This window comes from Geodermatophilus sp. URMC 64 (assembly GCF_053502555.1).
The window spans coordinates 2,200,237-2,224,492 of the sequence record NZ_CP199955.1; the positions used below are offsets into that span (position 1 = coordinate 2,200,237).

The 24,256-nt window shown below is 76.3% G+C and carries 23 protein-coding genes, 1 pseudogene and 1 riboswitch; of the genes and pseudogenes, 11 read left to right on the plus strand and 13 right to left on the minus strand.

Annotated features, from left to right (window positions below; translation table 11 throughout):
• Nucleotides 1-20: 20 nt before the first annotated feature.
• The gene (locus tag ACWIYF_RS10805) at nucleotides 21-395 is read right to left on the minus strand and encodes a pyridoxamine 5'-phosphate oxidase family protein (protein WP_448628129.1); all 375 of its coding nucleotides are present in this window, start codon (nucleotides 393-395) and stop codon (nucleotides 21-23) included.
• Nucleotides 396-591: 196 nt separating this feature from the next.
• On the opposite strand from ACWIYF_RS10805, the gene ACWIYF_RS10810 reads away from it, so the two are divergent.
• Complete coding sequence (locus ACWIYF_RS10810) at nucleotides 592-1,101, plus strand: universal stress protein (protein WP_448628130.1); 510 nt, start codon at nucleotides 592-594, stop codon at nucleotides 1,099-1,101.
• On the opposite strand, the gene ACWIYF_RS10815 is transcribed toward ACWIYF_RS10810, so the two are convergent.
• From ACWIYF_RS10815 to ACWIYF_RS10830, 4 genes are all read right to left on the minus strand, one after another.
• The gene (locus ACWIYF_RS10815; protein ID WP_448628131.1) at nucleotides 1,092-1,625 is read right to left on the minus strand and encodes a flavodoxin domain-containing protein; all 534 of its coding nucleotides are present in this window, start codon (nucleotides 1,623-1,625) and stop codon (nucleotides 1,092-1,094) included. The two genes, ACWIYF_RS10810 and ACWIYF_RS10815, sit on opposite strands and share 10 nt — an antisense overlap.
• Nucleotides 1,622-2,488: a universal stress protein gene (locus ACWIYF_RS10820; protein WP_448628132.1), complete on the minus strand. Its 867-nt coding sequence runs from the start codon at nucleotides 2,486-2,488 to the stop codon at nucleotides 1,622-1,624. The genes ACWIYF_RS10815 and ACWIYF_RS10820 overlap by 4 nt, the downstream gene beginning before the upstream one ends.
• A gap of 19 nt (nucleotides 2,489-2,507) precedes the next feature.
• Nucleotides 2,508-3,152 (minus strand): CBS domain-containing protein, encoded by a 645-nt coding sequence (locus tag ACWIYF_RS10825; protein ID WP_448628133.1) that lies wholly within the window; start codon nucleotides 3,150-3,152, stop codon nucleotides 2,508-2,510.
• Between the two features lie 134 nt (nucleotides 3,153-3,286).
• The gene (locus ACWIYF_RS10830) at nucleotides 3,287-3,877 is read right to left on the minus strand and encodes an Rv1733c family protein (RefSeq protein ID WP_448628134.1); all 591 of its coding nucleotides are present in this window, start codon (nucleotides 3,875-3,877) and stop codon (nucleotides 3,287-3,289) included.
• 108 nt (nucleotides 3,878-3,985) lie between these two features.
• Between ACWIYF_RS10830 and ACWIYF_RS10835 the strand changes: the two genes are divergently transcribed.
• Both ACWIYF_RS10835 and ACWIYF_RS10840 read left to right on the plus strand, forming a co-directional pair.
• Nucleotides 3,986-4,234 carry a hypothetical protein gene (locus ACWIYF_RS10835; RefSeq protein ID WP_448628135.1) on the plus strand — a complete coding sequence of 83 codons (249 nt, stop codon included), beginning with the start codon at nucleotides 3,986-3,988 and terminating at the stop codon, nucleotides 4,232-4,234.
• A complete protein-coding gene (locus tag ACWIYF_RS10840; RefSeq protein WP_448628136.1) occupies nucleotides 4,231-5,028 on the plus strand; it encodes a DUF6544 family protein in 798 nt (265 codons plus the stop codon). Before ACWIYF_RS10835 ends, ACWIYF_RS10840 begins: the two co-directional genes overlap by 4 nt.
• A gap of 3 nt (nucleotides 5,029-5,031) precedes the next feature.
• Here the strand turns inward: ACWIYF_RS10840 and ACWIYF_RS10845 are convergent, their stop codons facing one another.
• On the minus strand, nucleotides 5,032-5,865 hold the full coding sequence (locus ACWIYF_RS10845) for a universal stress protein (protein WP_448628137.1): 834 nt from the start codon (nucleotides 5,863-5,865) through the stop codon (nucleotides 5,032-5,034).
• The gene (locus ACWIYF_RS10850) at nucleotides 5,862-6,707 is read right to left on the minus strand and encodes a hypothetical protein (RefSeq protein ID WP_448628138.1); all 846 of its coding nucleotides are present in this window, start codon (nucleotides 6,705-6,707) and stop codon (nucleotides 5,862-5,864) included. The genes ACWIYF_RS10845 and ACWIYF_RS10850 overlap by 4 nt, the downstream gene beginning before the upstream one ends.
• A gap of 181 nt (nucleotides 6,708-6,888) precedes the next feature.
• Here ACWIYF_RS10850 and ACWIYF_RS10855 point away from each other — a divergent pair, with 181 nt between their 5' ends.
• The 3 genes from ACWIYF_RS10855 to ACWIYF_RS10865 all read left to right on the plus strand — a co-directional run bounded on the left by ACWIYF_RS10855 (nucleotide 6,889) and on the right by ACWIYF_RS10865 (nucleotide 10,473).
• Complete coding sequence (locus ACWIYF_RS10855; RefSeq protein WP_448628139.1) at nucleotides 6,889-8,427, plus strand: DUF4389 domain-containing protein; 1,539 nt, start codon at nucleotides 6,889-6,891, stop codon at nucleotides 8,425-8,427.
• Nucleotides 8,428-8,516: 89 nt separating this feature from the next.
• Nucleotides 8,517-9,464 (plus strand): universal stress protein, encoded by a 948-nt coding sequence (locus ACWIYF_RS10860; protein WP_448628140.1) that lies wholly within the window; start codon nucleotides 8,517-8,519, stop codon nucleotides 9,462-9,464.
• 10 nt (nucleotides 9,465-9,474) lie between these two features.
• Nucleotides 9,475-10,473 (plus strand): zinc-dependent alcohol dehydrogenase family protein, encoded by a 999-nt coding sequence (locus ACWIYF_RS10865; RefSeq protein WP_448628141.1) that lies wholly within the window; start codon nucleotides 9,475-9,477, stop codon nucleotides 10,471-10,473.
• Here ACWIYF_RS10865 and ACWIYF_RS10870 read toward each other — a convergent pair.
• Entirely contained in the window at nucleotides 10,470-10,802 is a 333-nt protein-coding gene (locus ACWIYF_RS10870; protein ID WP_448628142.1) for a hypothetical protein, read from the minus strand. The two genes, ACWIYF_RS10865 and ACWIYF_RS10870, sit on opposite strands and share 4 nt — an antisense overlap.
• Nucleotides 10,803-10,942: 140 nt before the next feature.
• Here ACWIYF_RS10870 and ACWIYF_RS10875 point away from each other — a divergent pair, with 140 nt between their 5' ends.
• Nucleotides 10,943-12,277, plus strand: a complete 1,335-nt coding sequence (locus tag ACWIYF_RS10875; protein WP_448628143.1) for a wax ester/triacylglycerol synthase domain-containing protein — start codon at nucleotides 10,943-10,945, stop codon at nucleotides 12,275-12,277.
• 10 nt (nucleotides 12,278-12,287) lie between these two features.
• Here the strand turns inward: ACWIYF_RS10875 and ACWIYF_RS10880 are convergent.
• From ACWIYF_RS10880 to ACWIYF_RS10890, 3 genes and pseudogenes are all read right to left on the minus strand, one after another.
• Nucleotides 12,288-12,836 (minus strand): annotated as a pseudogene (locus tag ACWIYF_RS10880) (phosphatase PAP2 family protein); the annotation flags it as partial.
• On the minus strand, nucleotides 12,833-15,256 hold the full coding sequence (locus tag ACWIYF_RS10885; RefSeq protein WP_448628144.1) for a phosphatase PAP2 family protein: 2,424 nt from the start codon (nucleotides 15,254-15,256) through the stop codon (nucleotides 12,833-12,835). The gene ACWIYF_RS10885 and the pseudogene ACWIYF_RS10880, both read right to left, overlap by 4 nt.
• A gap of 98 nt (nucleotides 15,257-15,354) precedes the next feature.
• The gene (locus ACWIYF_RS10890; RefSeq protein ID WP_448628145.1) at nucleotides 15,355-16,008 is read right to left on the minus strand and encodes a TetR/AcrR family transcriptional regulator; all 654 of its coding nucleotides are present in this window, start codon (nucleotides 16,006-16,008) and stop codon (nucleotides 15,355-15,357) included.
• Nucleotides 16,009-16,087: 79 nt separating this feature from the next.
• On the opposite strand from ACWIYF_RS10890, the gene ACWIYF_RS10895 reads away from it, so the two are divergent.
• Together ACWIYF_RS10895 and ACWIYF_RS10900 are read left to right on the plus strand one after the other, a co-directional pair.
• Complete coding sequence (locus ACWIYF_RS10895; protein WP_448628146.1) at nucleotides 16,088-17,611, plus strand: flavin-containing monooxygenase; 1,524 nt, start codon at nucleotides 16,088-16,090, stop codon at nucleotides 17,609-17,611.
• Nucleotides 17,611-18,435, plus strand: coding sequence for an SDR family NAD(P)-dependent oxidoreductase (locus tag ACWIYF_RS10900; protein WP_448628147.1), 825 nt, complete (start codon nucleotides 17,611-17,613; stop codon nucleotides 18,433-18,435). Before ACWIYF_RS10895 ends, ACWIYF_RS10900 begins: the two co-directional genes overlap by 1 nt.
• A gap of 78 nt (nucleotides 18,436-18,513) precedes the next feature.
• Here the strand turns inward: ACWIYF_RS10900 and ACWIYF_RS10905 are convergent, their stop codons facing one another.
• Nucleotides 18,514-19,704 carry an IS30 family transposase gene (locus tag ACWIYF_RS10905; protein ID WP_448628742.1) on the minus strand — a complete coding sequence of 397 codons (1,191 nt, stop codon included), beginning with the start codon at nucleotides 19,702-19,704 and terminating at the stop codon, nucleotides 18,514-18,516.
• 311 nt (nucleotides 19,705-20,015) lie between these two features.
• On the minus strand, nucleotides 20,016-21,965 hold the full coding sequence (locus ACWIYF_RS10910; protein ID WP_448628148.1) for an MFS transporter: 1,950 nt from the start codon (nucleotides 21,963-21,965) through the stop codon (nucleotides 20,016-20,018).
• Between the two features lie 196 nt (nucleotides 21,966-22,161).
• Here ACWIYF_RS10910 and ACWIYF_RS10915 point away from each other — a divergent pair, with 196 nt between their 5' ends.
• Both ACWIYF_RS10915 and ACWIYF_RS10920 read left to right on the plus strand, forming a co-directional pair.
• The gene (locus tag ACWIYF_RS10915) at nucleotides 22,162-22,803 is read left to right on the plus strand and encodes a class I SAM-dependent methyltransferase (protein WP_448628149.1); all 642 of its coding nucleotides are present in this window, start codon (nucleotides 22,162-22,164) and stop codon (nucleotides 22,801-22,803) included.
• Between the two features lie 184 nt (nucleotides 22,804-22,987).
• Nucleotides 22,988-23,141, plus strand: a riboswitch (cyclic di-AMP (ydaO/yuaA leader).
• A gap of 298 nt (nucleotides 23,142-23,439) precedes the next feature.
• Nucleotides 23,440-24,213 (plus strand): aggregation-promoting factor C-terminal-like domain-containing protein, encoded by a 774-nt coding sequence (locus tag ACWIYF_RS10920; RefSeq protein WP_448628150.1) that lies wholly within the window; start codon nucleotides 23,440-23,442, stop codon nucleotides 24,211-24,213.
• The last annotated feature ends 43 nt before the right edge of the window (nucleotides 24,214-24,256 follow it).

Genomic DNA, 24,256 nt, shown 5'->3' on the forward strand with positions numbered 1-24,256 from the left:
GGGGATCCGAGCCTGGGCCGTCACACCGGGAGCGAGGTCCGCCAGCCCTCCACCAGCCCGAGCCGGACCGAGATCAGGCAGACGTCCGGGGCCACGCTGTCGGGCAGGACGTGCGAGGTGCCGACGACGGTCACCGCCCAGCCGGTGCGTGCGCCGCTGTCGTAGACGTCGGCCTCGAAGGCGACGACCGCCCCGCGGACCGCGTCGACCAGCGGGTTCCCCGTCGGGACCGGGATGACGACGTCCCCCCCGCGCAGGAAGAACGACACCGGGCGGATCGCCGGGAGCGCGGCCCGGGTGTAGGCCAGCCGGCCGATGCCGGCACCGGCGAGCAGGCGCAGGCACTCCTCCCGGCCGAGCGTCTCGTGCGCCCGGTCCTCGTCCGTGGTCGGCACCGGCCGCCCCCCGCCGTCCCGAGGGTGCACCGGGACCCCGGTGCGGACGCCGGATGCGTCCGTCTGGAACTCTCGGCCGGGCCGGGCAGTTGGCGTCAGGGACGGACGTCCCGCCCGGCGGAGCCTTGGTCCCTGACGGGTCCGGGTACTGCCGGGCAGCCTGGGAGACACCGTGCGGACGCGAGGAGGACGGCGAGTGGCCGAGGTCTGCGAGGCCGTGACGATCGACGGGGGAGTCCTCGTCGGGCACGACGGGTCGGAGTGCGCGCAGGAGGCGATGGTCTGGGCGGCCGGGCTCGCCGGGCGGGCGGGGCTGGCGCTGCACGTCGTCCGGGCGTGGGGGATGACCACCGCGCCGCGGCCGGCGACCTGGGAACCCGGGTACGTGCCCCCGATGACCGACTTCGAGCAGGCCGTGCACTCCGAGCTGGAGGCCTGCGTCGCCGGCGCGAACCTCGACCCGTCGGTGCGGGTGCGCGCCCACGCAGTCCACCGGCCCCCGGCGAAGGCGCTGGTCGAGGCGAGCAAGGGCGCCGATCTGGTCGTCGTGGGCGCCCGCGGGCGCGGCGGCTTCTCGGGCCTGCTCCTGGGCTCGACCAGCGACCAGGTCGTGCACCACGCCCGGTGCCCGGTCACCGTCGTCCGCGCCGGCTCCTCCCGGCCGTGGTCCCGGGCGGGCGCGTCGACGGGGGCCGCTCAGGCCTGAGCGGCCGGCACCCCGGTCAGGGCCGCGGCGATGTCCGCCGCCCACCCGGCGATCTGCGCCCAGTCCCGGAAGTCGCCGACCGGCGCGCGCATGGCGGTCACCATCGCGCGCTCGCCGAAGGTGAGGCGGGCCTTGTCGAGCCGCCCGGCGAACACGCGGTGCTCCCGGGCGCCGGTCAGGGTGGCCAGCGGGGCGGCGTCGTGCGGGACGTCGGGCGGGAACGGGGGCTCCCCGATCGGCCCGCTCGAGAAGAGCCAGACCGGCCGGGCGCGCAGCGCGTCGGCGTGCAGCGACGCGTACTCGCGGGCGGGATCGAGCCAGCGGCCGGCGTAGACGGCGCTGCCCAGGACGACGGCGGCGAAGGGCGCCGGCTCCGGCCGCTGCTGGGCGGGGACGGCGACCGCGGACAGGCCCGAGGCCCGGCCGGCCGGCGAGTCGGCCAGCCCCCGGGCCAGGGCGTCGGCGATCTCGGCCGTGGCGCCGTGCTTGCTGGCGGCCACGACGAGGACGCGGGGCGCGGTCACCGGGCGGCCTGCGACGCGAGCGGGACGACCGCGACCGGGCAGGTCGCCCGGTGCAGCACGGCGGAGGTGGTCGAGGCCGGCCGGTGGCGGGCCCGGTGGCCGGCGACGAGCAGCTCGGCGGTCATCGCCGCGGCGACCAGCGCGCGGGCCGGCCGGTCGCGGACGACGACCTCGCGGACCTCGACGTCGGGCTCCTTGTCCCGCCAGCCGGCCAGCGCCTCGGCGAGCACCCGCTCCTCGTCGGCACGGACGGCGGCCCAGTCCACCAGCGGCGCGGCGGTGCGCAGCGCGGTCTCCAGGACGGCGTCCTGCCAGGCGTGCACCGCGACGAGGTCGGTGCGCCGGGCGGCCGCCTCGGCGAACGCGAAGGCGAGGACCCCCTCGTCCCCCGGCCGGCCCTCGACGCCGACGACGACCGACCGGCGGCCGCGCACCACCACCGCGGCGTCGTCGGGCAGCACCAGGACGGGGCAGCGGGCGTGCGCGATCACGCCGGCGGCGGTCGATCCCAGCAGCAGGCCGGCCACCCCGCCGGCCCCCCGGCTGCCGAGGACGACGAGTTGCGCTCCGGCGGAGAGCTCGGCGAGCACCGTGGCCGGGTCGCCGTCGCGCACGACGGTCGCGACGCCGTCCTCGCCGAGCACGTCGGCGGCCGCGCGCACGACCGACCCGCCGCTCTCCCGCAGCAGGGCCGGGAGGTCGAGGTCCGGGGGCGGCGCGGTGAGGCCGTCGTACGGCCACGGCACCACGGTGACCAGCTCCAGCGGGGCGTCGCGGCGTCGTGCCACGTCGGCGGCGAGCCGGGCGGCCGCGAGCGCGCGGAGGGAGCCGTCGACGCCGGCGAGCACGGGCAGGGCGGTCATCGCGGTCCCCTTCCCGGGGTCAGGCGGACACCGGCCGGTCGGCCGGCACGGGATCGGTGAGGATCCGGACGCCGACGACGCCGCCCACCGTGGTCGCCAGCGCCCGCAGCGCCCGCTCCTCGACCTCGGCGGAGACCTGTGGGCCGCCGCGGGTGCGCCGGATGGTGGCCATGCCCTCCGCCACCGCCACGTCCCAGGCACCGAGGTCGCCGGTGTAGCCCTCGACGAGCCGGAGCACCTCGGCGCGGATGTCCGCGTCGGACCGCACGAGCGCGCGCAGCAGGTCGCGGCGGCTGACGATGCCGGCCAGCCGGCCGTGCTCGAGCACCGGCACGCTGCGCAGCCGGTCGTCGACGAACAGGCGGGCGATGTCGGCCAGGTCGGCGGTCGCGTCGACCGACCGCACGCGGGTCGTCATCACGCCCCGCACGAGCAGGGACGGCGTCGGCGCGGCGGGCTCGTCACGGCGTGCGTGCAGCCGCGGGTCGTGCGGCAGCCGGTCGCGCAGCACGTCGGCCTCCGCGACGATGCCGACCACCCGGTCGTCGTCCACCACGGGCAGCGCGGCGAACCCGCGCTCGGCCATCACCTCGGCCGCGTACTTCGCGGAGGTGTCCGGTCCCACCGTGACCACCTCGCGGGTCATGACGTCCCTGGCCTGCACGGTCCGCTCCTCGTCGTCGGTGCCCGCGTCGTCGCTTTCGCTCTCGACGCTAGGCAGCGGCCGGTGCCCGGCTCAGGGTCTCCGGGCGCACCGGGCCGGGACCTCCGTCCCTCTGAGCGAGGTGCGGACGTCGGTCAGCGGAACCGGCTGGCCCACAGGGGCTCCACCGCGGCCCAGCCCGCCTCCCAGCGCCGGAACCGGTGCCGCTCCAACTGCCACAGCACGAACAGGTGGCTGCTCAGCCCCGCGATGATCACACCGATGGTGGTCAGCGCGCCGAGCACCACGCCCTGGCCGGTGATCTCCGAGTCGGTCAGCGGCGCCTCGGTCACCCGGCCGTCCGGGTCCACCCAGATCGCGACCGGGGAGCCCGCCCGGGCACCGGCCGGGGCGTCGACGTCGCCGGTGCGGCTTCCGCCGTCCGGCCCTGTCCAGACGGCGGCCGCCGGCACCTTCCTCGGGTAGGAGCCGCTGTGCTCCGGCGCGTCGGAGAGCAGTGTCGCGCTGGCCTGCTGCCGCGTCGCCGCCTGCTCCTCGGCGACGGCGCGCAGGTCCGCGGCGGCGGTGCCCCCCACCACCAGGCCGGCCGGCACGGCCGTCAGCAGCGCCAGCAGGAGCACGAGGCGGGAGAGGAACTCGACCCGGTCCGACGTCCGCTTCAGCGGGCCGGAGCCCAGCACGAACCGCCGCCGCAGGGTGCGCGCGGGCGCGCGAGATCCCGACACGCGATCAGCCTCGCCGTTCCGGGCCTCCCGCGGACGGGGCCGAGGTCCCGAGGCGGGGAGACCTTCGCACCTCACCGCGCCGCGCGCCGGGCTTGCAGGGTCCTGCGCATGGCCGTCCCCGCGCTCGCCCGCCGTTCCGGATCCCGCCGGCGACCGCCCGGTGCCGGCCGCGCCCGGGCGGTCCGCGACGTGGTCGTCGGCGGGGCCGAGGTGCTGGCCGCGCTGCTGCTGCGGCGGCGGCTGGACTTCCCCCCGTCCCGGCGCCTGCTGTGGCGGGTCGTCGCGCCGATCGGCTTGGTCATGGAGCGGCGCATGCTGCGCAGGCTCGCGCGGCGCAGCGAGGGACGCCCCGCGTGAGGCTGCGCTCCGCCGTCCTGGGTGCGGGCCTGCGCCGGCGGGTCACCGCCTTCGGCCTGCCCCTTGGGCCGGGCGATCTGGCGCCGGTGACCGACGCCGACCTCGCGGCGCTGCCCGGCCCGGCGCAGCGGTACCTGCGGTTCACCGGCGCGGTCGGCCGCCCGCGCGACCGGTCGGTGCGGGCGCGGTGGACCGGCTCGTTCCGACTGCGGCCGGGCTCGGGCTGGGCGCCGTTCGTGGCGGAGCAGTACAACACCGCTCCCGTCCCGGGGCGTGTGTACGCGATGCGCCTGGCGCTGGCCGGGGTCGTGCCGATGGTCGGCGTGGACAGCTACCTCGACGGGACCGGCCGGATGCGCGGCACGCTCCTCGGCCTGGTCCGGGTGGCCGACGGCGCGGGTCCCGAGTTCGACACGAGCGAGCTCGTCACCTGGCTCGACGACGCGGTGCTGCTCGCCCCCACGATGCTGATGAGCCCGGCGGTGACCTGGTCCGCCGTCGACGACACCGCGTTCGACGTCGCCCTCACCGACGCCGGGCGGACGGTCACCGCGCGGGTCACCGTCGACGACCGGGACCGGGTGCGCGACGTCAGCACCGAGGACCGGTACGCCACCCTGCCCGGCGGGCCGACCCGGGCCCGATGGACGACGCCGGTCGACGGCTGGACGACGTCCGGCGCGCGTCCCCTGCCCGACGGCGGCCGGGCCGTCTGGCACCTGCCCGAGGGGCCCTACGAGTACGGCCGGGCCCGCGTCGATCCCCGGACCGTCGCCTGGAACGTCGCACCCTGAGCCTCAGGCCGGGGTGGGCACCAGCTCCCGCCGGGGCCGGGGGATGGCCGCGGCGGCGGTCAGCGGTACGACCAGCACCGGGCCGGGAGCGCGGTCCGCGACCGCCGCCACGGTGCCGCCCCGCCGGCCGGGACGGCGGCCGACGACGACGACCGCCGCCGTCTGCGCGGCCTGCACCAGCACCTCCGCCGGCGGCGCGTGCACGACGCGCAGGTCGACGGGGAGGGACGGCGCACCCTCCCGCAGCGGCCGGACGTAGCCCTCGAGCAGCTCCCGCTCGGCCTGCTCCACCGCCGCCTCGACCGTCGCCGAGCCGCCGCAGGGCCGGTCCCAGGCGTGCAGGACCAGCAGCGCCGTGCCGCGCCGGATGGCTACGTCCGCGGCGGCCGCCAGCAGCGCCGCCGTCCCCGGGCCGCCGTCCACGCCGACAACCACGCCGCCCTCGTCGGGCAGCACCCGGGCGAGCAGCACCGGGCAGTGCGCGCCGCGGACGAGGGCCTCGGCGGTCTCGTCCAGCCCCGACCGCGCGCCGCCGGACGGGCCGACGACGAGCAGCGCCGCCGTCCGCGACTCGTGCAGCAGGACGAGGTCCGGTGGCCCGGCCCGGACGACCGCGGTGACCGCGTCGTGGGGCAGGACGTCGGCCACGGCCCGGCGCACCGCGTCCAGCCGGCCGGCCGCCGCCGTGCGGACCGTCTCCGCGCCCGCCGGCAGCGCGCGCACCAGCCGCAGCGGCAGCTGCCGCGCCCGGGCCAGCTCGGCGGCGGCCGCGGCCGCGGCGAGGGACTCCGGTGTGTCGTCGACGCCGACCACCACCGGGCGCGGGTCGGGGTTCATCGCGCTCCTCCTCCGTCGGGCTCCCCCCGCGGGTGCGGGGGCGAGGCGGGTGCGGCGGCCGCGCGCCCGAGCCGCAGCAGCAGCTGCGGGTGGGCGTGCCAGGTGAGCGCCGAACGCAGCTGGGTGCGGGTCAGCGGCACCTCGATCGCCGAGGTCAGCAGTGCGGCCGCCCAGCCCAGGGCGGCGAGCTCGAGCAGCGTCCGCTGCACCGCCTCGCCGCACCGCAGCCAGGCCCGCCGGTCGTCGGTGGGGGTGGCGATCAGCACCAGCGACCCCCCGCCGGGCTCGTCGCGGGCGGACCCGTCGTGCAGCAGCCGGTCGGCGTGCTCGATCAGCCGGGTCACGAGGGCCCGGTGCTCGCTGCGCACCGGGACGAGCAGCGCCCCCTCCTGCGCGGCCGCGGCGGTGAGGCGGCGCAGGAGGGGGACGGGCATCCGGTCCGCGGGCGGTGTGCGGCGTGCACCGGCGGGGGCCAGGGCCGCGAGCGCGGCGTCCGGCTCACCCGGGACCGGCCGGACGACGGCGAGCAGGTCGGGGTCCTCCGGGTCGGGCAGCCGATCGACGTCCGCGGCCCACCCGGCGGCCGCCAGCGCGACCCGGGCGGAGAAGATCCCCGCGCCGGCGCTGCGCACCAGCTGGCGGCCCGCCGGGTCGTCGGCGGGCAGCCGCCGGCGCGGGTCGGTGCGGACGACGAGCCGGTCCGGTCGCGGTTCGAGCAGCCACGGCGGCGGGCCGGGCGCCGCGGCGGCCCGGAGAGCGAGGTCGACGGCCTGCTCCCGCGCCCGCGCCGGGGTCCCCGCGAGAGAGCCGCCGGACGAGGTCAGCGCGAGGGGAGGGGACATCGACGGCTCCTGATCGACGGTCCCCCCACGCTGCGCCCGCGGCCGTCCCGGCGCAGGGGTCGGCGGTCCTCTCGCGGGGAGACCAAGGTCCGTGTCCCCCCGCGCGCGGGCGGCACCAGGCTCGTCCCACCGGTGCGCCGCGGGCGATCGCCGTCCGTCGCCGCCGGCCGAGGAGGCCTGCATGATCGAGAGCCAACGGCCCTATCCCGTGCGCGTCGACGCGTCCCCGGACCCGTCGGCGTCGCGCGGGTTGTGGCTGGTCAAGTGGCTGCTGCTGATCCCGCACTACGTGGTGCTGGTGTTCCTGTGGGCCGCCTTCTGCGTGGTCGGCGTCATCGCGTTCTTCGCGATCCTGATCACCGGGCGCTACCCGCGCGGCCTGTTCGACTTCAACGTCGGGGTGCTGCGCTGGACCTGGCGGGTCAACTACTACGGCTACGGGGCGCTGGGCACCGACCGGTACCCGCCGTTCACCCTCGCCGACGTCGCCGACTACCCGGCGCACTACGAGGTGCCCTACCCGGAGCGGCTCTCCCGCGGCCTGGTGCTGGTGAAGTGGTGGCTGCTGGCCATCCCGCACTACCTGATCCTCGCGGTGTTCATCGGGGGCGGGATCTGGTTCGGCACCCGCGCCACCGACGCCGACGGGATCTGGGACAGCAGCTGGGGCGCGGGCGGCCTCGTCGGGCTGCTCGTCCTCATCGCCGGGATCGTGCTGCTGTTCACCGGCCGCTACCCGCGTCCCCTCTACGACTTCGTCCTCGGCATGGACCGGTGGGCGCTGCGGGTGGCCGCCTACGCCGGCCTGATGACCGACGCCTATCCGCCGTTCCGGCTGGACCTGGGCGGCCCCGACCCGGGCTCGGTCCCGGCCGTCCCGGTGCCGCCCGCGCCGTCCGGGACCCCGGTGAGCGCGTACCCGCCGCCGTCCGCCGCCGCCCGGCCGTCCAGCTGGACCGCGGGCCGGGTCGTGGCGCTCGTGATCGGCGTGATCCTGCTGTTCGCGGCCGCCGGCACGCTGGTCGGCGGGGGCGCCCTCCTCTGGGCCGACCGCACCCAGCGGGACGGCGGCTACCTGATGTCGCCGGACGCGCGGATCAGCACGGACGGGTACGCGGTGGTCAGCGAGACTCTGCAGCTGGAGGGTGAGGGGCTGGACTGGGCCGTCGACTCCGTGATCGGCACCGCCCGCCTCGAGGTCGCACCCGTCGGGGACGGCGACCTGTTCGTCGGGGTGGCCCGCAGTGCCGATGCGGCCGATTACCTGCGCGGCGTCGGGTACGGGCAGCTCGACGACCTGAGCGTCGGCCTGGACCGGGGGGACCCCGACCGGTTCGCGGTCACGGAGCGCTCCGGCGGCGCGCCCGCGCAGTCGCCCGCGGACGCCGGCATCTGGGTGGCGTCGGCGAGCGGGCCGGGCACGCAGTCGCTCACCTGGCGGCCCTCGGACGGCGACTGGACGCTCGTGGTGATGCGGGCCGACGGCGGTGCCCGCGTGACCGCGGACGTGCGCGCCGGTGTCACGGCGCCCAACCTCGGCTGGGTGGCCGCCGGCGTGCTGGCGGCCGGCGCGGTGCTGCTCGCCCTCGGGGGCCTGCTCGTCGGGCTCGCGGCGCGGCGGCCGCAGGGGCCGGCGGCCGAGATCCCGGCGCCGCGGGGCCCGGCCGCGCCGACGGCGCCGGAGGCCGAGGCGGAGGTGGCGCGTCCGCCGACGAGCTGAGCCGGCGAGATGCGTGATCTCGTGGCCATGACGGCGGGGAAGCCACGAGATCACGCATCTCGCATGCGGGGCGACAGCCAGGAACCGGGATGCGGAAGGAGCAGGCCGTGGAGAACGCGGGGCAGCGGGTCGTCGTCGGCATCGACGGCTCGGACGGCGCCCGTGCGGCGCTGGCCTGGGCGCTGACGGAGGCGGCGGCCCGCGACGCCGCCCTCGAGGTGGTCACCGCCTTCCCGGTCGACTTCTACTGGGCCGATCCCCAGCTGCTCGACACCGGCCGGATCGACAGCATCCGCGCCGACACCGAGGCCCGCGCGCGGGCGATGGTCGACGAGGTGCGCAGCGACCCGGCCGCTCCCGCCGTGGAGGTGTCGGTGCTGGCCGTCGCCGGATCACCCGCCCCGCACCTGGTGCAGCGCTCGGAGGGCGCGGCGCTGCTCGTGGTCGGCAGCCGCGGCCGGGGCGCCGTGCGCAGCACGGTCGCGGGCTCGGTCGCGCTGCACTGCGCGGCGCACGCCCGCTGCCCGGTCGTCGTCGTCCATGCGGCGCCGGTGTCGGAACCTGCCCGGGTGGTGGTCGGGCTGGACTCCTCCGAGCACGCCCGGGCCGCGCTCACGACGGCGGTGGCCCAGGCGCGGCGGTTCGGTGCCCGCGTCGACGCCGTCCTGGCCTACGAGGCGCCGAACTACTGGAGCGACCTGTACGCGGTCATGGCCCCGCCGGTCGGGGAGGGCGCCGAGCACGCGCGCACCCGCGGGGAGGCGCTCGTCGCCGAGGTGCTGGGCGAGGACGAGCGCGACGCCGTCCGGGTGGCCGCCGTGGAGGGGCACCCCGGGCACGTGCTCGTCGAGCAGGCCCGAGGCGCCCGGCTGCTCGTGGTGGGCAGCCGCAGCCGCAACCAGCTGCAGGGCGTCGTCCTCGGGTCCACCGCGCTGCACTGCGTCATGCACGCGCCCTGCCCGGTGCTCGTCGTGCACGCGCGCCCGGGCACCCCGGTCGACCGGCCGGCCCGGGCCACCGCGACCGCCGCCGGCTGAGGTCGCGGCGGTGCAGGCCTGGGTGGTCGACCGCCCGGGACCGATCGACGACGGTCCGCTGCGGCGGGTGGAGCGCGCCCTGCCCGAACCCGGTCCCGGCCAGGTGCGGGTCCGCGTCCGCTGCTGCGGCGTGTGCCGGACCGACCTGCACCTGGCCGAGGGCGACCTGCCGCCGCGCCGGCCGGCCGTCACCCCGGGGCACGAGGTCGTCGGCGTGGTCGACGCCCGCGGCGCCGGCGCCGCGCGGTTCGCGGTGGGGGAGCGGGTCGGCGTCGCCTGGCTGGGCCGCACCGACGGCTCGTGCCGGTACTGCCGGCGCGGCGACGAGAACCTCTGCACCGCCCCGGTGTTCACCGGCTGGGACGTCGACGGCGGCTACGCCGACGCCTGCCTGGTTGACGAGGCGTTCGCCTACCGGCTGCCCGGGACGCTGGACGACGAGCAGGCCGCGCCGCTGCTGTGCGCCGGGATCATCGGCTACCGGGCGCTGCGCTGCGCGGCCGTGCCGCCCGGCGGCCGGCTCGGCATCTACGGCTTCGGCGGCAGCGCGCACCTGACCGCGCAGGTGGCACTGGCCCAGGGCATGCGGGTGCACGTGTTCACCCGCGGCGAGCACAACCGCGCGCTGGCCGCCGAGCTCGGCGCGGACTCGGTGGGCGGGCCGGCCGACCCCGCGCCCGAGCCGCTCGACGGCGCGATCCTCTTCGCCCCGGCGGGCGACCTCGTGCCGGTCGCGCTCCGGGCCCTCGACCGCGGCGCCACCCTGGCGGTGGCCGGCATCTGGCTGTCCGCGATCCCCGGCCTGGACTACGCCGCCGAGCTGTTCGAGGAGCGGCGGCTGCGCAGCGTCACCGCCAACACCCGGCGGGACGGCGAGGAGTTCCTGCGCCTGGCCGAGCGGCTCGGCGTCCGGGCGACGACGGTGGCCTACCCGATGGCGGATGCGCCGCGGGCGCTGGCCGACCTCGCACACGGCCGCTTCGGCGGTGCCGCCGTCCTCGTGAACTAGCGGCGGCGGACGGCGCGGGCCACCGCCCAGACCGCGAGGACCCAGCCGAGCACGCCGGCGGCGACGATCCGGTTGACGTCGACGGCGGGGTGCCAGGTGACCGCGCCGTCCTTGACGACGTAGGCGCCCGCCGGCCGGGCGATCAGCCCGAAGCCGCCGCCCTCGCCCTCCTCGCCGGTGTCCTGCTTCCTGCCGGTCCCGCCACCACCGCCGCCGCGGACGGACGCCGCCGGGATCACCGTGACCCCGTCGCGCTCGTACGGCTCCCCGAACACCCGCGACACGGTCATCGCGTCGCGCACGGCGGGGATTAGGGAGGACGGGTTCATGACGGCTCCTTCGTCGACGGGTGTTGCGCATCATCGGGCACCCGGAGCGCCCGCGGCGGGCGTTCCGGCGTCCCTCGGCCCGGGCGCGGCCGACCTTCGGCCCTGCCCGCCCGGCGCCGGCGGGCGGCACCGTCGGCACCATGACGATCGAGCGGGCGAGCGCCGGAGACCTCGCGATGCGGGCCCGGGCCGCGCACAGCCCGGTGCCCGAGCGCATGGGGGCGGTGCTGGTCCTCGACGCGCCGGCGCCCGATCCGGAGGAGCTGCGCCGGGTCGTCGCCGCCCGGCTGGGCGCGGTGCCGCGGTTGCACGAGCGGATGGTGCGCCTGCCGCCCGGCGCCGGCCGGCCGATCTGGGCGGAGGACCCGGGCCTCGACCCCGACGCCGCCGTCCGGGTGCGGCGGTGCCCGGCACCCGGGGACGAGGCGGCGCTGCTGGGCCTGGTGGCGGACCTGGCGGGCGCGCCGTTCGAGCCGGCCGGGTCGCTGTGGACGGCCACGGTGGTGACCGGGCTGGCGGCCGGGCGCAGCGCACTGGTCCTCCTGGTGGACCACACGGTCGCCGACGGCCTCGGGGGCCTCGCGGTCCTCGGGCGGCTGGTCGACCCCGGGCCGGGGCCCCGGCCGCCCGCGACCGCCCGGCCGGGCTACCGGGCCCTCGTGGCCGACGCCGCCCGGTCCCGGCTGGCCGCCCTCGGGCGGACCCCGGCCGCCGTCCGGGCGCTGCGCCGAGCCCGCGGCGCGCTGTCCGGCCCGCCCGCCGAGCCGTGCTCGCTGCTGGCTCCGACCGGCCCCCGTCGGGCGTTCGCCGTCGCCCGCGCCGACCTCGCCGCGGTGCACGCGGCCGCGGCGGCGGCCGGGGCAACCGTCAACGACGCCCTCCTGTCGGCCGTCGCCGGTGCCCTGCGCGACCTGCTCGCGGCACGCCGCGAGGCGGTCGGCGAGTTCCGCGTCGGGGTGGCGGTCGCCGTCCACCGCACCGCGGGCGTCGGGGAGTTCGCCAACGCGGTGGCGCCGCTCGCCGTCGGCGTCCCGTCGGCCGGCACCGCGGAGGAGCGGCTGCGCCGGACCGCCGGCGTCGTCGCCCGGCACCGGGCGGAGATGGCCGATCCGGAGGCCGGCGCCGTCCTCGCGCCGGTGCTGCGCGCCGCTGCCTCGCTCGGCCTCTACCGCCGGTGGCTGCGGCGGCAGCGGATGCTCCACACGCTGGTCAGCGACGTCCCCGGTCCGCGGAGCGCGGTGTCCCTCGCCGGGGCGCCGGTGGCCACCCTGATCCCGCTGTCGGTGGGGGACGGCGGCAACGTCACGGTGTCCTTCGTCGCCCTGTCCTACGCGGGGACGCTCACGGTGACGGCGGTCGCCGATCCGGAGCGGGTCCCGGACCTGCCCGTGCTGGCCCGGGCGCTGCAGGCGGCGCTGGACGAGCTGTGCGCCGCGGCACCCCGAGCGCCAGGTTCAGCAGTGCCCCGACCGTGATCCCGGCGGCCGCCCCGCCGAGGACGTCGAGCGGCGCGTGTGCGCCCAGGTAGACGCGGGCCACCGCGTTCAGCACTGCGACGAGCAGCAGCAGCCACTGCCAGCGGCGCGCCACGTACGGCGCCACGAGCACCACGATCCCGAAGGTGATGATGGCGTGCCCGGACGGGAACGAGACCCCGGCCGACGGGACGTCGCGCAGCACCGCGCCGGGGATCGTCGTCCCCGGCCGCTCCCGCTGCACCAGAGCCTTGAGCACCTCCTTCTCGACGAACAGCTTCAACGGCACCAGCAGCACCAGCCCGGCCGCCAGCCGCCAGTGCCGGGTGAGCGCCGCGACCGCGGCCACCAGCAGCGGCACGCCGAGGACGCCGGCCAGCTGGAAGACCCACAGCGGCCAGCGCAGCGCGTCGGGCAGCCCGTTCACCGCCCGGAAGACCGCCCGCTCCACGGCCCCTACGGTGCCGGAGGACGCGAGGACCGCGCAGCCGGCGGTGACGGCGGCGCCGCCGAGCGCGAGCCAGGCGTCGGCCGGCCGCCGGACCACCGCGGTGCTCACAGCACCAGCCGCCGCTCGAGCCGGTCGCCCAGCGCCCAGCCCAGCGCCGCGGGCAGCCAGAAGGTGAGCACGCGCACGGTGAGGACGGCGGCACCGGCCGCGGCGAGTGGCGCGCCGACCGCGGTCAGGCCGAGCAGCAGCCCCGCCTCGGCGAATCCCGGGGCGCCGGTCAGGGGCAGGACCGCCCACAGCAGTCGCAGGACGGCGTAGACGGAGACGGTGGCCAGCACCGGCACCCGCCCGCCCACGCCGTGCAGCGCCGCCGCCAGCGCCGCGGCCTCGAGCGCGAGGCGGAGCCCTGACCAGCCGACCTGGACCGCCCACGGCTGCATGCCTTCTCCCCGCCCCGGGCGAAGGTCGCGCGGCAGGCCGAGCAACCGCGCGCGCAGCTGGGCCGGCCGCGGCCCGCCGGGTCGGACGTTCCGGCCGGCCAGCAGCTGGCCGGCGAGGGCGAGCAGCAGCGCGGCGGCGCCGACGGCGAGCAGCGCCGCCGGGCGCGGCGGCGCCTGCCAGCCGGACAGCCGCCCCTCGCTCAGGGCGAGGCCGACCGAGCCGGCGGCGACGAGCAGCGTCGCCGCCACCGCACCGGCGTCGTAGCGGTCGATCGCCCGCTCCGCCGACTCCGGCAGCACGCCGGCCCGTTCGAGGAAGCGGACCGCGACCAGCCGCCGGTCGACCGGACCACGGCGCAGCGTCGCGCCGTCGGTGGTGAGGGTGGCGGCGAAGATCCGCCCCAGGGCCAGCCGCCGCTCGACCGCCATCTCGACCGCGGCGGCCGTCGCGCCCCGGGCGAGGACGGCGAGGGCCACGGCGCCGCCGAGCCAGCGCCAGCCGTTGAGCTCCACCGCCTCGAACACCGTGGTCGCACCGGTCAGCCAGGTGAACCCCACCAGCACCACGGCCGCGGCGGCGGCCACCGCCAGCACGGCGCCCGCGCCGGCGGGACCGAACTGCAGCCGGGCCGGGTCCGGGACCCCGACCTGGTGGCGCACCTCGCGGCGCAGCGCCGTCAGCGGCGCGCGGTCGGCCTGCAGCTCGGCGCGGGTGGCGGCGGAGAGCGCCAGCGGGGCGAGCCGGGGCAGCGCCGCCGACACGGCCGCGGTGCCCAGCCGCCGGACGGCGCCCGCGACGACCTCGGCGGGCTCCACCCGCGGGGCCAGCGACGCCATCAGCTCGGCGACGTCCCCGGCGAGCGTGTCGTCGTCCGCACCGGTCTCGGCGTTGCCGAAGTCGACCAGCCACGGGCGGCCGTCGTCGTCGACCAGCACGCTCGACGAGCCGAGGTCGCGGTGCGCGATGCGCGCCGCGTGCAGCAGCGCCACCTGCTCCCACACCCGGTCGAGCAGCTCGGGGGTCAACTCCGCCGCCGGCAGCCGGTCCAGCGTCCGGCCGGTGACGTGCACCTGGACGACGACGGCGCCGCGGTTGCTGCCCCGCGCGAGCAGCACCGGCGGCACGCGGACGCCGCGCTGCGCGGCGGTCAGCGCGGCCACCGCCTCGTGCTCGGCCTGCTGCCCCAGCGGCGCGAGCGCGTCGGCGTCCTTGACCTCGCGCGCGCCGATCACCCGCGCCAGCCGGAACAGCCAGTCCCGCTCGTAGCGGTCCGGGTCGAGGACCTTGACGAACACCCGCCGGCCGCCGCCGTCGACGGCGGTGAAGGGGTGCGAGCTGCGCGCACCCGCCCCGGCCGGGACGACGTCGTCCACGGGCAGGCCCATGCGCCGCAGGATCCCGGCCACCCGAGCCGCCCCCGGCTGCCAGCGGGGCACGCCGAAGCCCCAGTGCACCAGCGAGCCGATCGCCCAGCCGGCGGCCAGTCCGCCCACGACGTCGAGCGGCAGGTGGGCGCCCACGTAGATGCGGGCCAGGCCGACCGTCCAGGCCAGCACCCAGACCACGCGGCGCCACCGGCGGGAGAGGTACGGCGCGGCGGCGGTGGCCATCGCGGCGGCCACCGCGGAGTGCCCGCTGATGAAGCCCGCGCCGCTGGTGACGCCCTCGTGCAGGACCGCGCCGACGGGCAGGCCGGCCGGCCGCTCCCGGCCGACGACGGCCTTCACCAGGTCGGCGGCGAGGTAGGCCAGCAGGCCGGAGATGAGCAGGTCCCGGGCCATCCGGAAGTGCCGGGTGACGGCGGCGAGCGCCGCCATGGTGGGCACGGCCAGGACGTTGCCGAGCTGCATGACCGCCCAGACCACCGGGAAGGCGAAGCCGGGCAGGTCGTTCACGATGCGGAACAGGTCCCGCTCGAACGTCGACAGCTGGCCCTGCTGCGCGAGCAGGAAGCCCAGCCCGAGGACGGCGAGGCCGAGCCCCGCCCGCAGCAGATCCCCGGGGTGCCGCTGCGGTCGCTCGGCCGGGCCGGCGCCGGACGCGGGCAGGGTGGACCGGCCCGCGCCGCGCGCGAGCGTGGCGTCCATGCCGGGGAGTCGACACCGCGCGGACCCGGATCCGGCAGGGTCTTCCGACCCCGGCCGGACGTCGGCAGGACCTTCCGGGCCCGGCACGACGCTCCTGCTCAGCCGGGGGTGCGCGTGTGGTAGATCGCGGTCAGCCAGACGTCGAGGAGCACGTCGACGACGTCCTCCGCCGGGATCGCCGGCCCGTCCCCGCTGAAGGTGCCGTGCAGGGTCCGCTCGTTCATCGAGTTCAGCGCGATCGCCAGCTCCCGGGCCGGCGGCCCCGGGGGAGCGGCGCCGTGCGCGCGCTCGGCCTCGATCAGGGCGGTGCAGTTCTGCACCCACTGCTCGAACACCCGCGCCCAGAGCTCCCGGACCTCCCCGTTGGTCGCGCGGGCCTCGGCCAGGGCCAGCGCCACGCTGCGGTGCTCGCGGAAGGTCTCGTAGTACGCCTTGATCCCGTTCCGCCAGTCCGTGCGGCGGTCCCCGCTGCGCGCGGCGAAGGACTCCGCCGACGCCCGGTCGGCCTCCGCGATGACCCGGTCCAGCAGGGTCAGCAGGACGGCGTCCTTGGAGCGGAAGTAGAAGTAGAAGGTGGGCCGGGAGATGCCGGCGCCGCGCGCGAGGTCGTCCACGGAGATCGCCGACAGGGGGCGGTCGGCGAGCAGCCGCTCGGCGGTCGCGAGGATGGCCAGCTCGCGGTCGTCCCCCGAGGGCCGCGGCGCGCGGCGGCCCCGGGTGCCGGGGCGCGTGCGGGGAGGGAAGGCGACCACCGCCGTACCCTAGCCGAGCTGTGACGCGGGCCTCAACATGCTGTTGACCCTTTCGACGGACTGTCGATAGGGTGACTCGGTGGCAGCGCAGCCCCTCGACGTCCCCGACCTGTCCGACCCCCGCCCCGCAGAGCACGTCGACGTGCTGATCGTCGGCGCGGGCCTGTCCGGCATCGGCGCGGCCTGCCGGCTGCGGACCGAGTGCCCCGGCAGGTCCTTCGCCATCCTCGAGGCCCGTGAGGCCATCGGCGGGACGTGGGACCTCTTCCGCTACCCGGGCGTGCGCTCGGACTCCGACATGTTCACGCTGAGCTACCAGTTCCGGCCGTGGACGGACCGGAAGTCGATCGCCGACGGGCCGTCGATCCGGCGCTACATCGAGGAGACCGCCCGCGAGTACCGGGTCGACGAGGCGATCCGCTACTCCCACCGCGTGGTCGCGGCCGAGTGGTCCAGCGAGGACGCGCGCTGGACGGTCACCGCCGAGCGCACCGACACCGGCGAGACCGTGCAGCTCACCTGCTCGTGGCTGTCGGTCTGCGCCGGCTACTACCGCTACGACGAGGGCTTCCGCCCCCGGTTCGAGGGCGAGGAGCGCTTCGGCGGGCAGATCGTCCACCCGCAGCACTGGCCGGAGGACCTCGACCACACGGGCAAGCGGGTCGTGGTGATCGGCAGCGGCGCCACCGCCGTCACCCTGGTGCCGAGCCTGACCGACCGGGCCGAGCACGTCACGATGCTGCAGCGGACGCCCAGCTACATCGTCTCGCTGCCGGGGGAGGACCCCCTCGCCCGGACGCTGCGCGGCAAGCTGCCGCCCACCGCCGTCTACCGGGTGGTGCGGGCCAAGAACCTCCTGCTCAGCACGCTCATGTACCAGTTCAGCCGGCGCCGGCCCGAGGCGATGAAGGCGCTCGTGCGCAAGGGCCAGGTCAGGGCCCTGCCCGAGGGCTACGACGTCGATACGCACTTCGCGCCGCCCTACGACCCGTGGGACCAGCGGCTGTGCCTGGTCCCGGACGGCGACCTGTTCCGGGCGCTGCGCTCGGGCAGGGCCGAGGTCGTGACCGACCGGATCCGGACCTTCACCGAGGACGGCGTCGAGCTCGAGTCCGGGCGGGCGATCCCGGCCGACATCGTCGTGACCGCGACCGGCCTGCAGGTGCAGCCCCTCGGCGGCATGACCCTGACCGTCGACGGGGAGAAGGTCGACCCGTCCACCCGGGTCTCCTACAAGGGGATGATGTTCTCCGGCGTGCCGAACCTCGACATGGTCTTCGGCTACACCAACGCCTCGTGGACGCTGAAGGCGGACCTGATCAACCGCTACGTCTGCCGGCTGCTCAACCACCTCGACGCGCACGGCTACGTCTCGGCGACGCCGGTGGCGCCGCCCGAGGGGGGCAGCGCGCCGTTCGTCGACCTGACCTCCGGCTACATCCAGCGCAGCCTCGCGCAGCTGCCCAGGCAGGGCTCGCGCGCCCCGTGGCGGGTGTACCAGAACTACTTCCTCGACCGGCGGATCATGAACCGCGGCCCGGTCGAGGACGAGGGGATCACCTTCCAGCGCGCCACGGTCGCACCCCGCGAGGTGGCCGCCTGATGCAGCCCTACGTCTTCGCCGGCGGGACGGCGGCGGTCACCGGGGCGGCCAGCGGCATCGGCGAGGCGCTCGCGCACGCGCTGGCGGCCCGGGGGAGCGACCTGGTCCTGCTCGACCGCGACGCGGAGCGGCTGGTCGGCGTGGCCGAGGCCGTCCGGTCTCGGCACCCCGGCCGGAAGCTGACCACCTACGTCGTCGACCTGGCCACCGACGAGGCGGCGCAGGAGATCGGGTCACGGCTGGCCGCCGAGCACCCCGAGATCACGCTGCTGGTGAACAACGCCGGCGTCGCGCTCGGCGGCCGGTTCGACCAGGTCACCCTCGAGGAGTTCGACTGGGTGATGGCGATCAACTTCCGCGCCGTCGTGCGGCTGACGCACGCGCTGCTGCCGGTGCTCAAGGGGCACCCGGGCGCGCACCTGGTCAACGTGTCCAGCGTCTTCGGCATCTTCGCCCCGCCCGGGCAGGCGGCCTACGCGGCCAGCAAGTTCGCCGTCCGCGGCTTCTCCGAGTCGGTGCGGCACGAGCTCGCCGAGGACGGCGTCGGCGTGACCGTCGTCCACCCCGGGGGCATCCGCACCCGCATCGCGGAGACCGCCCGCACCGGCTCCGGCGTCTCCGAGGAGGAGGTCGCCGAGGGCAAGAAGCAGTTCGCCAAGCTGCTGCGGATCCCGCCGGAGACCGCGGCCGCGCAGATCGTCGCCGCGATCGAGAAGCGCCGGCCGCGGCTGCTGATCGGCGCCAGCGCCAAGATCCCCGACGCCCTGGTCCGCCTGCTGCCCGGCACCTACTGGAAGCTGGTCGCCCGCGGCACCGGCCTCTGACGACGCTCTGGGAGTGATGTGCGCGGAGGGCGCATTCTCTCCGGGCGGTTTCGAGGGGTCGTCGCAACACCTGGGTGGTCAGGCGGCTTGATCGAGTAGATCACGCAGGGCTTCGGCGGGGGTGCGCCAGTTCAGTGTCTGACGGGGGCGGCCGTTAAGTTCGGCGGCGACTGCGGCGAGGTGCTGAGGGGTGTGGGCCGAGAGGTCGGTGCCCTTGGGGAAGTACTGGCGGAGCAGTCCGTTGGTGTTCTCGTTGCTGCCGCGCTGCCAGGGGCTGGCCGGGTCGCAGAAGTAGACGGGCATGTCGGTGGCAATGCTGAAGGTGCGGTGGGCGGCCATCTCCGAGCCCTGGTCCCAGGTCAGCGAGCGGCGCAGGTGCGCCGGCAACGTGATCATGGTGGGGATGAGCTGATCGCGGACGGCCTCGGCGCTGCGGTCACCGCCGGGCAGGTGCACCAGCAACACGTAGCGGGTGCTGCGCTCGACCAGCGTGCCGATCGCCGAGGCGCCGTCGGCGCCGATGATCAGGTCGCCCTCCCAGTGCCCGGGCACGGCGCGGTCGGCGACCTCGGCCGGCCGGTCGCTGATCAGCAGCATCGGGTCGGCGAAGCGGGGCCGGCGGGCGGCTGGGTCACGCTGGGACCTGCGGCGCGCCCGGCCGGTGCGCAGCGCGGTGGCCACCTCCCGGCGCAGACCGCCGCGGGCCTGCAGATACAGGGCCTGGTAGATCGTCTCGTGGCACACCCGCATCTCCGGCCGATCGGGGAATTCGCAGCGTAGGCGGGCCGCGATCTGCTGCGGTGACCAGCGCCGTTTCAGCTTGCGCCGGATCCAGGTGGCCAGCTTCCGGTTGGCCACCAACTTGGCCGTCTTGGGCCGCGGACGACGTCCGGCCGCGGCCCGGTGCGCGGCATGGGGCAGATACCGGCCGCACGGATCGCGGTTGCGCCGGATCTCTCGGCTGATCGTGGACGGGGCCCGGCCGAGCTCGGCGGCGATCTGCCGGATCGAGCGCCCCGCACGGTGCAGATCGGCGATCTGCTCCCGCTCGAGCAGGGATAGGTAGCGAGGATGGAGGTCGGGCACCGGGGCCGGAACCGGGCGAGTACGCACCGAGACGTGATCGGCCAACTGGCCGGAGATTCGCAGCCGCTGTCCCTCGATCTGGACACGGCGGATGCCCAGGTCCCACTCGCCGGCCGCGGTCAGCCCGACCCCCGCCTCGGCTGCGGCCTGGCGACGGGGCACGCCCTCGGACCGCAACTGCAGATAGCGCCGCTTGCCCGGATGCGCCGGTCGTTGCCGACGAGGCAGATCCTTGCGGCGGATCCAGGCGTAACAGGTCCACTTGCTCAGCCCGAGCTGGCGAGCGGACTCGGCCACGTTCCCGGTCTTCTCCCACAGGTCGAAGAACAACTGCACGGTCAACGGGTCGGTGGACTGGTACGGCATCGCAACTCCTCGGCGAACGAGGTGTTGCAACGACCGCTAGAACCGGCCCCGCGGGAATGCACCATCTCCGCACATCATCGTGCCGTTGCACCGCCCGGACGCCGTGTGGCGCCCGGGCGGTGCGGTTGCTACGAGGTACGGCCGAGGGCGGCCAGCTCGCGCTGCACCATCTCCTCGTGCACCCGCTCGTCCTCCCGGGCCTTCCGCGGGCTCCACCGGCCGGCCATCACGAAGACGAACGGCAGGAAGAGGATCTGACCCGCGATGCAGACCCACCACCAGGTCTGCCACTGGCCGGGGATCTCCTCGGCGGCCTCGGCGACCGCCGGACCGTTCTCCGCGAGGTACTCGAGGTCGCCGTCCTCGAACGCCGCCGGAGCGGCCTGCAGGTCCGCGGCGTACTGCCCGGCCGCCTGCAGGTTCGCCTGGACGTCGGCGGAGGCCAGGCTGGTGAGCAGCCCGGTCGCCGTCTGCTGGTCGACGCCGAGGCCGGCCATGATCTGCTGCACCGCCGCACCCTGGGCCGCCTGGTCGAAGGGGTTGGCCTGCAGTGCCGCGAGCGTGTCCGGCGCGATCACCTGCACGGTGGCCAGCTGGCCGTCGCGGACCACCGACTCCACGCCGGAGGCCTCGTCCTCGCTCGCGCCCTCGGCGCGGGCCACCTGACCGAGCAGGGTCGCCAGCGACTCCTGGTCCGTCGGGTCGGACTGGACCTGCGCCGCCAGGTCGGGGTCGATGCCCGTGACGATCGCGAACTCCGTCGGGTGCTCCTCCTGCATCGCCGTGATCCGCGAGCCCTGGTCGACCAGGGTCGAGGTCGCGGGGACGACGAGGGTGAGCACCGCCAGCGACACCGTCACGACGATCCGCAGGATCCAGCCCCACACCGCCAGGCCGGTCGCCGTGGCCGCCGGGTTGTGCTTCTCGACGGTCTCGGTGAACGACGCCATCCACGCGACGTAGGCCATGCCGCCGCCGACGGAGCTGAGCACGAAGTAGACGGCGAAGCTGTAGTAGCCGGTGTCCGGCTCGGTCGCCGCCAGCGTGAACAGCACGCCGCCCACCAGGCTGATCAGCGTGCCCACGACCATGAACGGCTTCCGGACGCGCAGCTTGTCCGACAGCAGGCCGAAGAGCACCAGGCCGATGGCGTTGAAGCCCCAGTACCAGTTGGCCAGCCCGTTGGCCCGCTGCTCGGAGTAGCCGTAGACGGTCGCGAAGTAGACGACGACGAAGCCGACCAGCGCGTAGTACAGGAGCAGGAAGACGCTGATCGCGAACGCCGAGCCGACGATGTCGAAGCGCAGCATCTGCCGCCACGAGCCCTTGACCGCCTGCTCCGGGTCGATGCCGGCCGCGCGCGCCTCGATCAGCGCGCGGTCGCGCATGCTCACCATCAGCTGGTCGCGCAGCGCGGGGGAGAGCTCGCGCAGGCCGACGAGCGCGACCAGGAAGACGACGAGCCCGGCGATGCCGCAGACGTAGAACTGGAAGCGCCAGTCGGGGTGGTCGTCGAGGGTGTTGCTGGAGACCGTGGTGACCACCAGGCTGCCGAGCACCGGGCCGAGGGTCCAGAAGCCCATCGCCACGCCCCGGCCGACCTGCGGCGAGAAGTCGCGGATCAGCGCCGGCGTGGCCACCAGGACGATGCCCTCGACCAGGCTCAGCAGCGCGAACAGGACCGTGTAGACGGTCTTGTTCGGCGCGAGCGGCAGCCCGAACAGGATGATCAGGCCGGTGACCAGCAGGCCCCAGACGACGAGGTTGGCGCGGCCCCAGCGGTCGGCCAGCCCGGCGAAGAGCGACGCGAAGGCGCCGACCGCGTTGCCGATGACCGAGACGAACACGAAGAACGTGAACGACATCCCGAAGTCGGCGATGATCTGCGTCGCGACCGCGCCGCCGATGTAGAGCTCGTAGTACAGGACCACCGTCGCGAGCACGGTGATGCCCAGGTAGAGGGCCCGCGGCCCGTTCTCCGGGTAGTGCGGCAGCGTGCGGTCCCAGAACCGGCTCAGGCCGCCCCGCGGGGGCGCGGGGTCGTCGGCGTTGCGCGGCGGGACGGTGGTGGTCGTCACGGTGTTCCCTTCCCCGGCGACGGTGCCGGGCCCCGAGTGCGAGCTCGCCGGGCCGGAGCGCGGCGGGTGTGGTGCAGACCACACCGCGGGGCAGGCTATCGACGCCGTGTCAGCGCAGTCAACGGTCCGTCGAGTCACCCGACGGGGTGTTTCGCTGACACAGCGTCGCGGGAGGACGTCGAGCAGACTTGGCGGCGTGCCGACCGCCGTCCCCGCCGCCTTCGTGCGGGCGCACACGCGCCTCGCCACGCCGTCGCTCGTGCCCGAGGTGACGCTGCACGTCGCCGACGACGTCGTCGCGCTGTGGGACGCGATGGAGACCGAGCAGGGCCGGCCGGCGGAGCAGCCGCCGTTCTGGGCCGCCGCCTGGCCGGGCGGGCAGGTGCTCGCCCGCTACGTGCTGGACGCTCCGGAGGTCGTGGCCGGGCGCGGCGTGCTCGACCTCGGCTCCGGCAGCGGGCTTGTGGCGATCGCCGCGGCGGCGGCCGGTGCGCGCGAGGTGGTGGCCAGCGAGATCGACCCCTACGGGACGACGGCGATCGCGGTGAACGCCGAGACCAACGGCGTGCGCGGGCTCCGCGTGGTGGGCGACGTGCTCGGGGGGCCGCCGCTCGACGTGGACGTCGTCCTGGCCGGGGACGTCTGCTACGACCGCGAGATGACCGAGCGGGTGATGCCCTTCCTCGACGCGTCGCGCGCCGCGGGCGCCGAGGTCCTCATCGGCGACCCGGGCCGGATGTACCTGCCGGCCGAGCGGCTGGCCGCCGTCGCGGCCTTCGACGTCCCGGAGACCGAGGGGCCGGGGATCCGCCGGTCGACGGTCTGGCGGCTGGGCTGACAGGACGACCTGGTTCCGTTTCGTTCGCCCCTACCCATTCCCGCCGTCGAGAAGCTGTCGCGCGACACTCATCACCCCACAAATCGTCGGCCGTGGATTGTCACGACTGCATAACGGCCTCTACGGTGAAGAGGTCTGGTCGGTCGTCACGTCCCCAGCCGGGGAGTCCGAGCGGACGCCGCCGAGTCGCCCACTGCTCGACCACGAGCAACGGGTGAGCCGGGGACCCACCGAAGTACTGGGGTGAATCCCGCCGACCGGGCACGTGTCCGGCGCGGGTAGGGCTGCTTCCCGCCCGAATCCGTCAGCTAACTCGGTAGGCGGCTGACGGAAGAAACGGAGAGCCGCCCTCATGGCGCGCCCTTGCCCCTCCGCACGACCCCGCAGCGCCCGGCACCGTCGCCTCCGGATGCGCCCGCGCATCTGATCGGACGCGGCCGTCCGCCCGGACGCCGCCCGCGGGCCCACCGCTCCCGAGCACCTCGCTCGACCGGCTGACCAGCCGCTTCCCCGGTGCGCCCGCGCAGGCCCGGCACTCCGGCGGACCGCCGTGACCGCTGCCCCGCACATCCGACGCAGCCCCGCAGCCCCGAACGGGCTCTGCTGCGCCCACACCCCCTCGGAGCACCGCCACTCATGAACCTCCGCAGCACGATCTCCGGCCGCAGTACCGCCCGCCGCCGTCCGCCGGCCGTCGGCCGCCGTCCCGCCCTGTACCTCGGCGCCGCCGCCGCCGGCGCGGTCATGGTCAGCGTCCTGTTCGGCGCCGACCCGGCGGCCCAGGCCGAGGCCGGGACGTCGGAGTCGGTCAGCGTGGCCCAGCAGCTCGGCCTCACCGCGCAGGCCGCCCCCGCCGACGCGGCGCGCGACCTGCAGCCGCTGGAGGACCTCGCCGCCAGCCGCAGCACCCGCGAGGCCGAGCAGGTCGCCGCGCAGCAGGCGCAGGCCGCCGCCGACCAGGCCGAGCTCGACCGGCAGAAGGCCGAGGCCGAGGCGAAGGCCCGTGCCGAGGCCGAGGCCAAGGCTCGCGAGGAGGCCGAGGCCAAGGCCCGCCAGGAGGCCGAGCGGGCGCAGGCGGCGCCGGCTGCGGCGCCCGCGTCGTCCGGGTCCAGCTCCGGTTCGGGGTCCTACCAGGACTACGCGCTGTCCAAGCTCGGCGGTGACACGTCCGAGTTCTCCTGCCTCGAGAACCTGTGGGGCAAGGAGAGCGGCTGGAACCCGAACGCGCAGAACCCGACGAGCACCGCGTACGGGATCCCGCAGTTCCTCAACTCGACGTGGGCGAGCACGGGCATCGCCAAGACCTCCGACCCGTACCGGCAGATCGATGCGGGCCTGATCTACATCAACAACCGCTACGGCTCGCCGTGCGGCGCGTGGTCGCACTCCCAGTCCACCGGCTGGTATTGAGCCGACAGCTCGCCTCACCTGACCGAGGGGTCGCCCGTCCCGG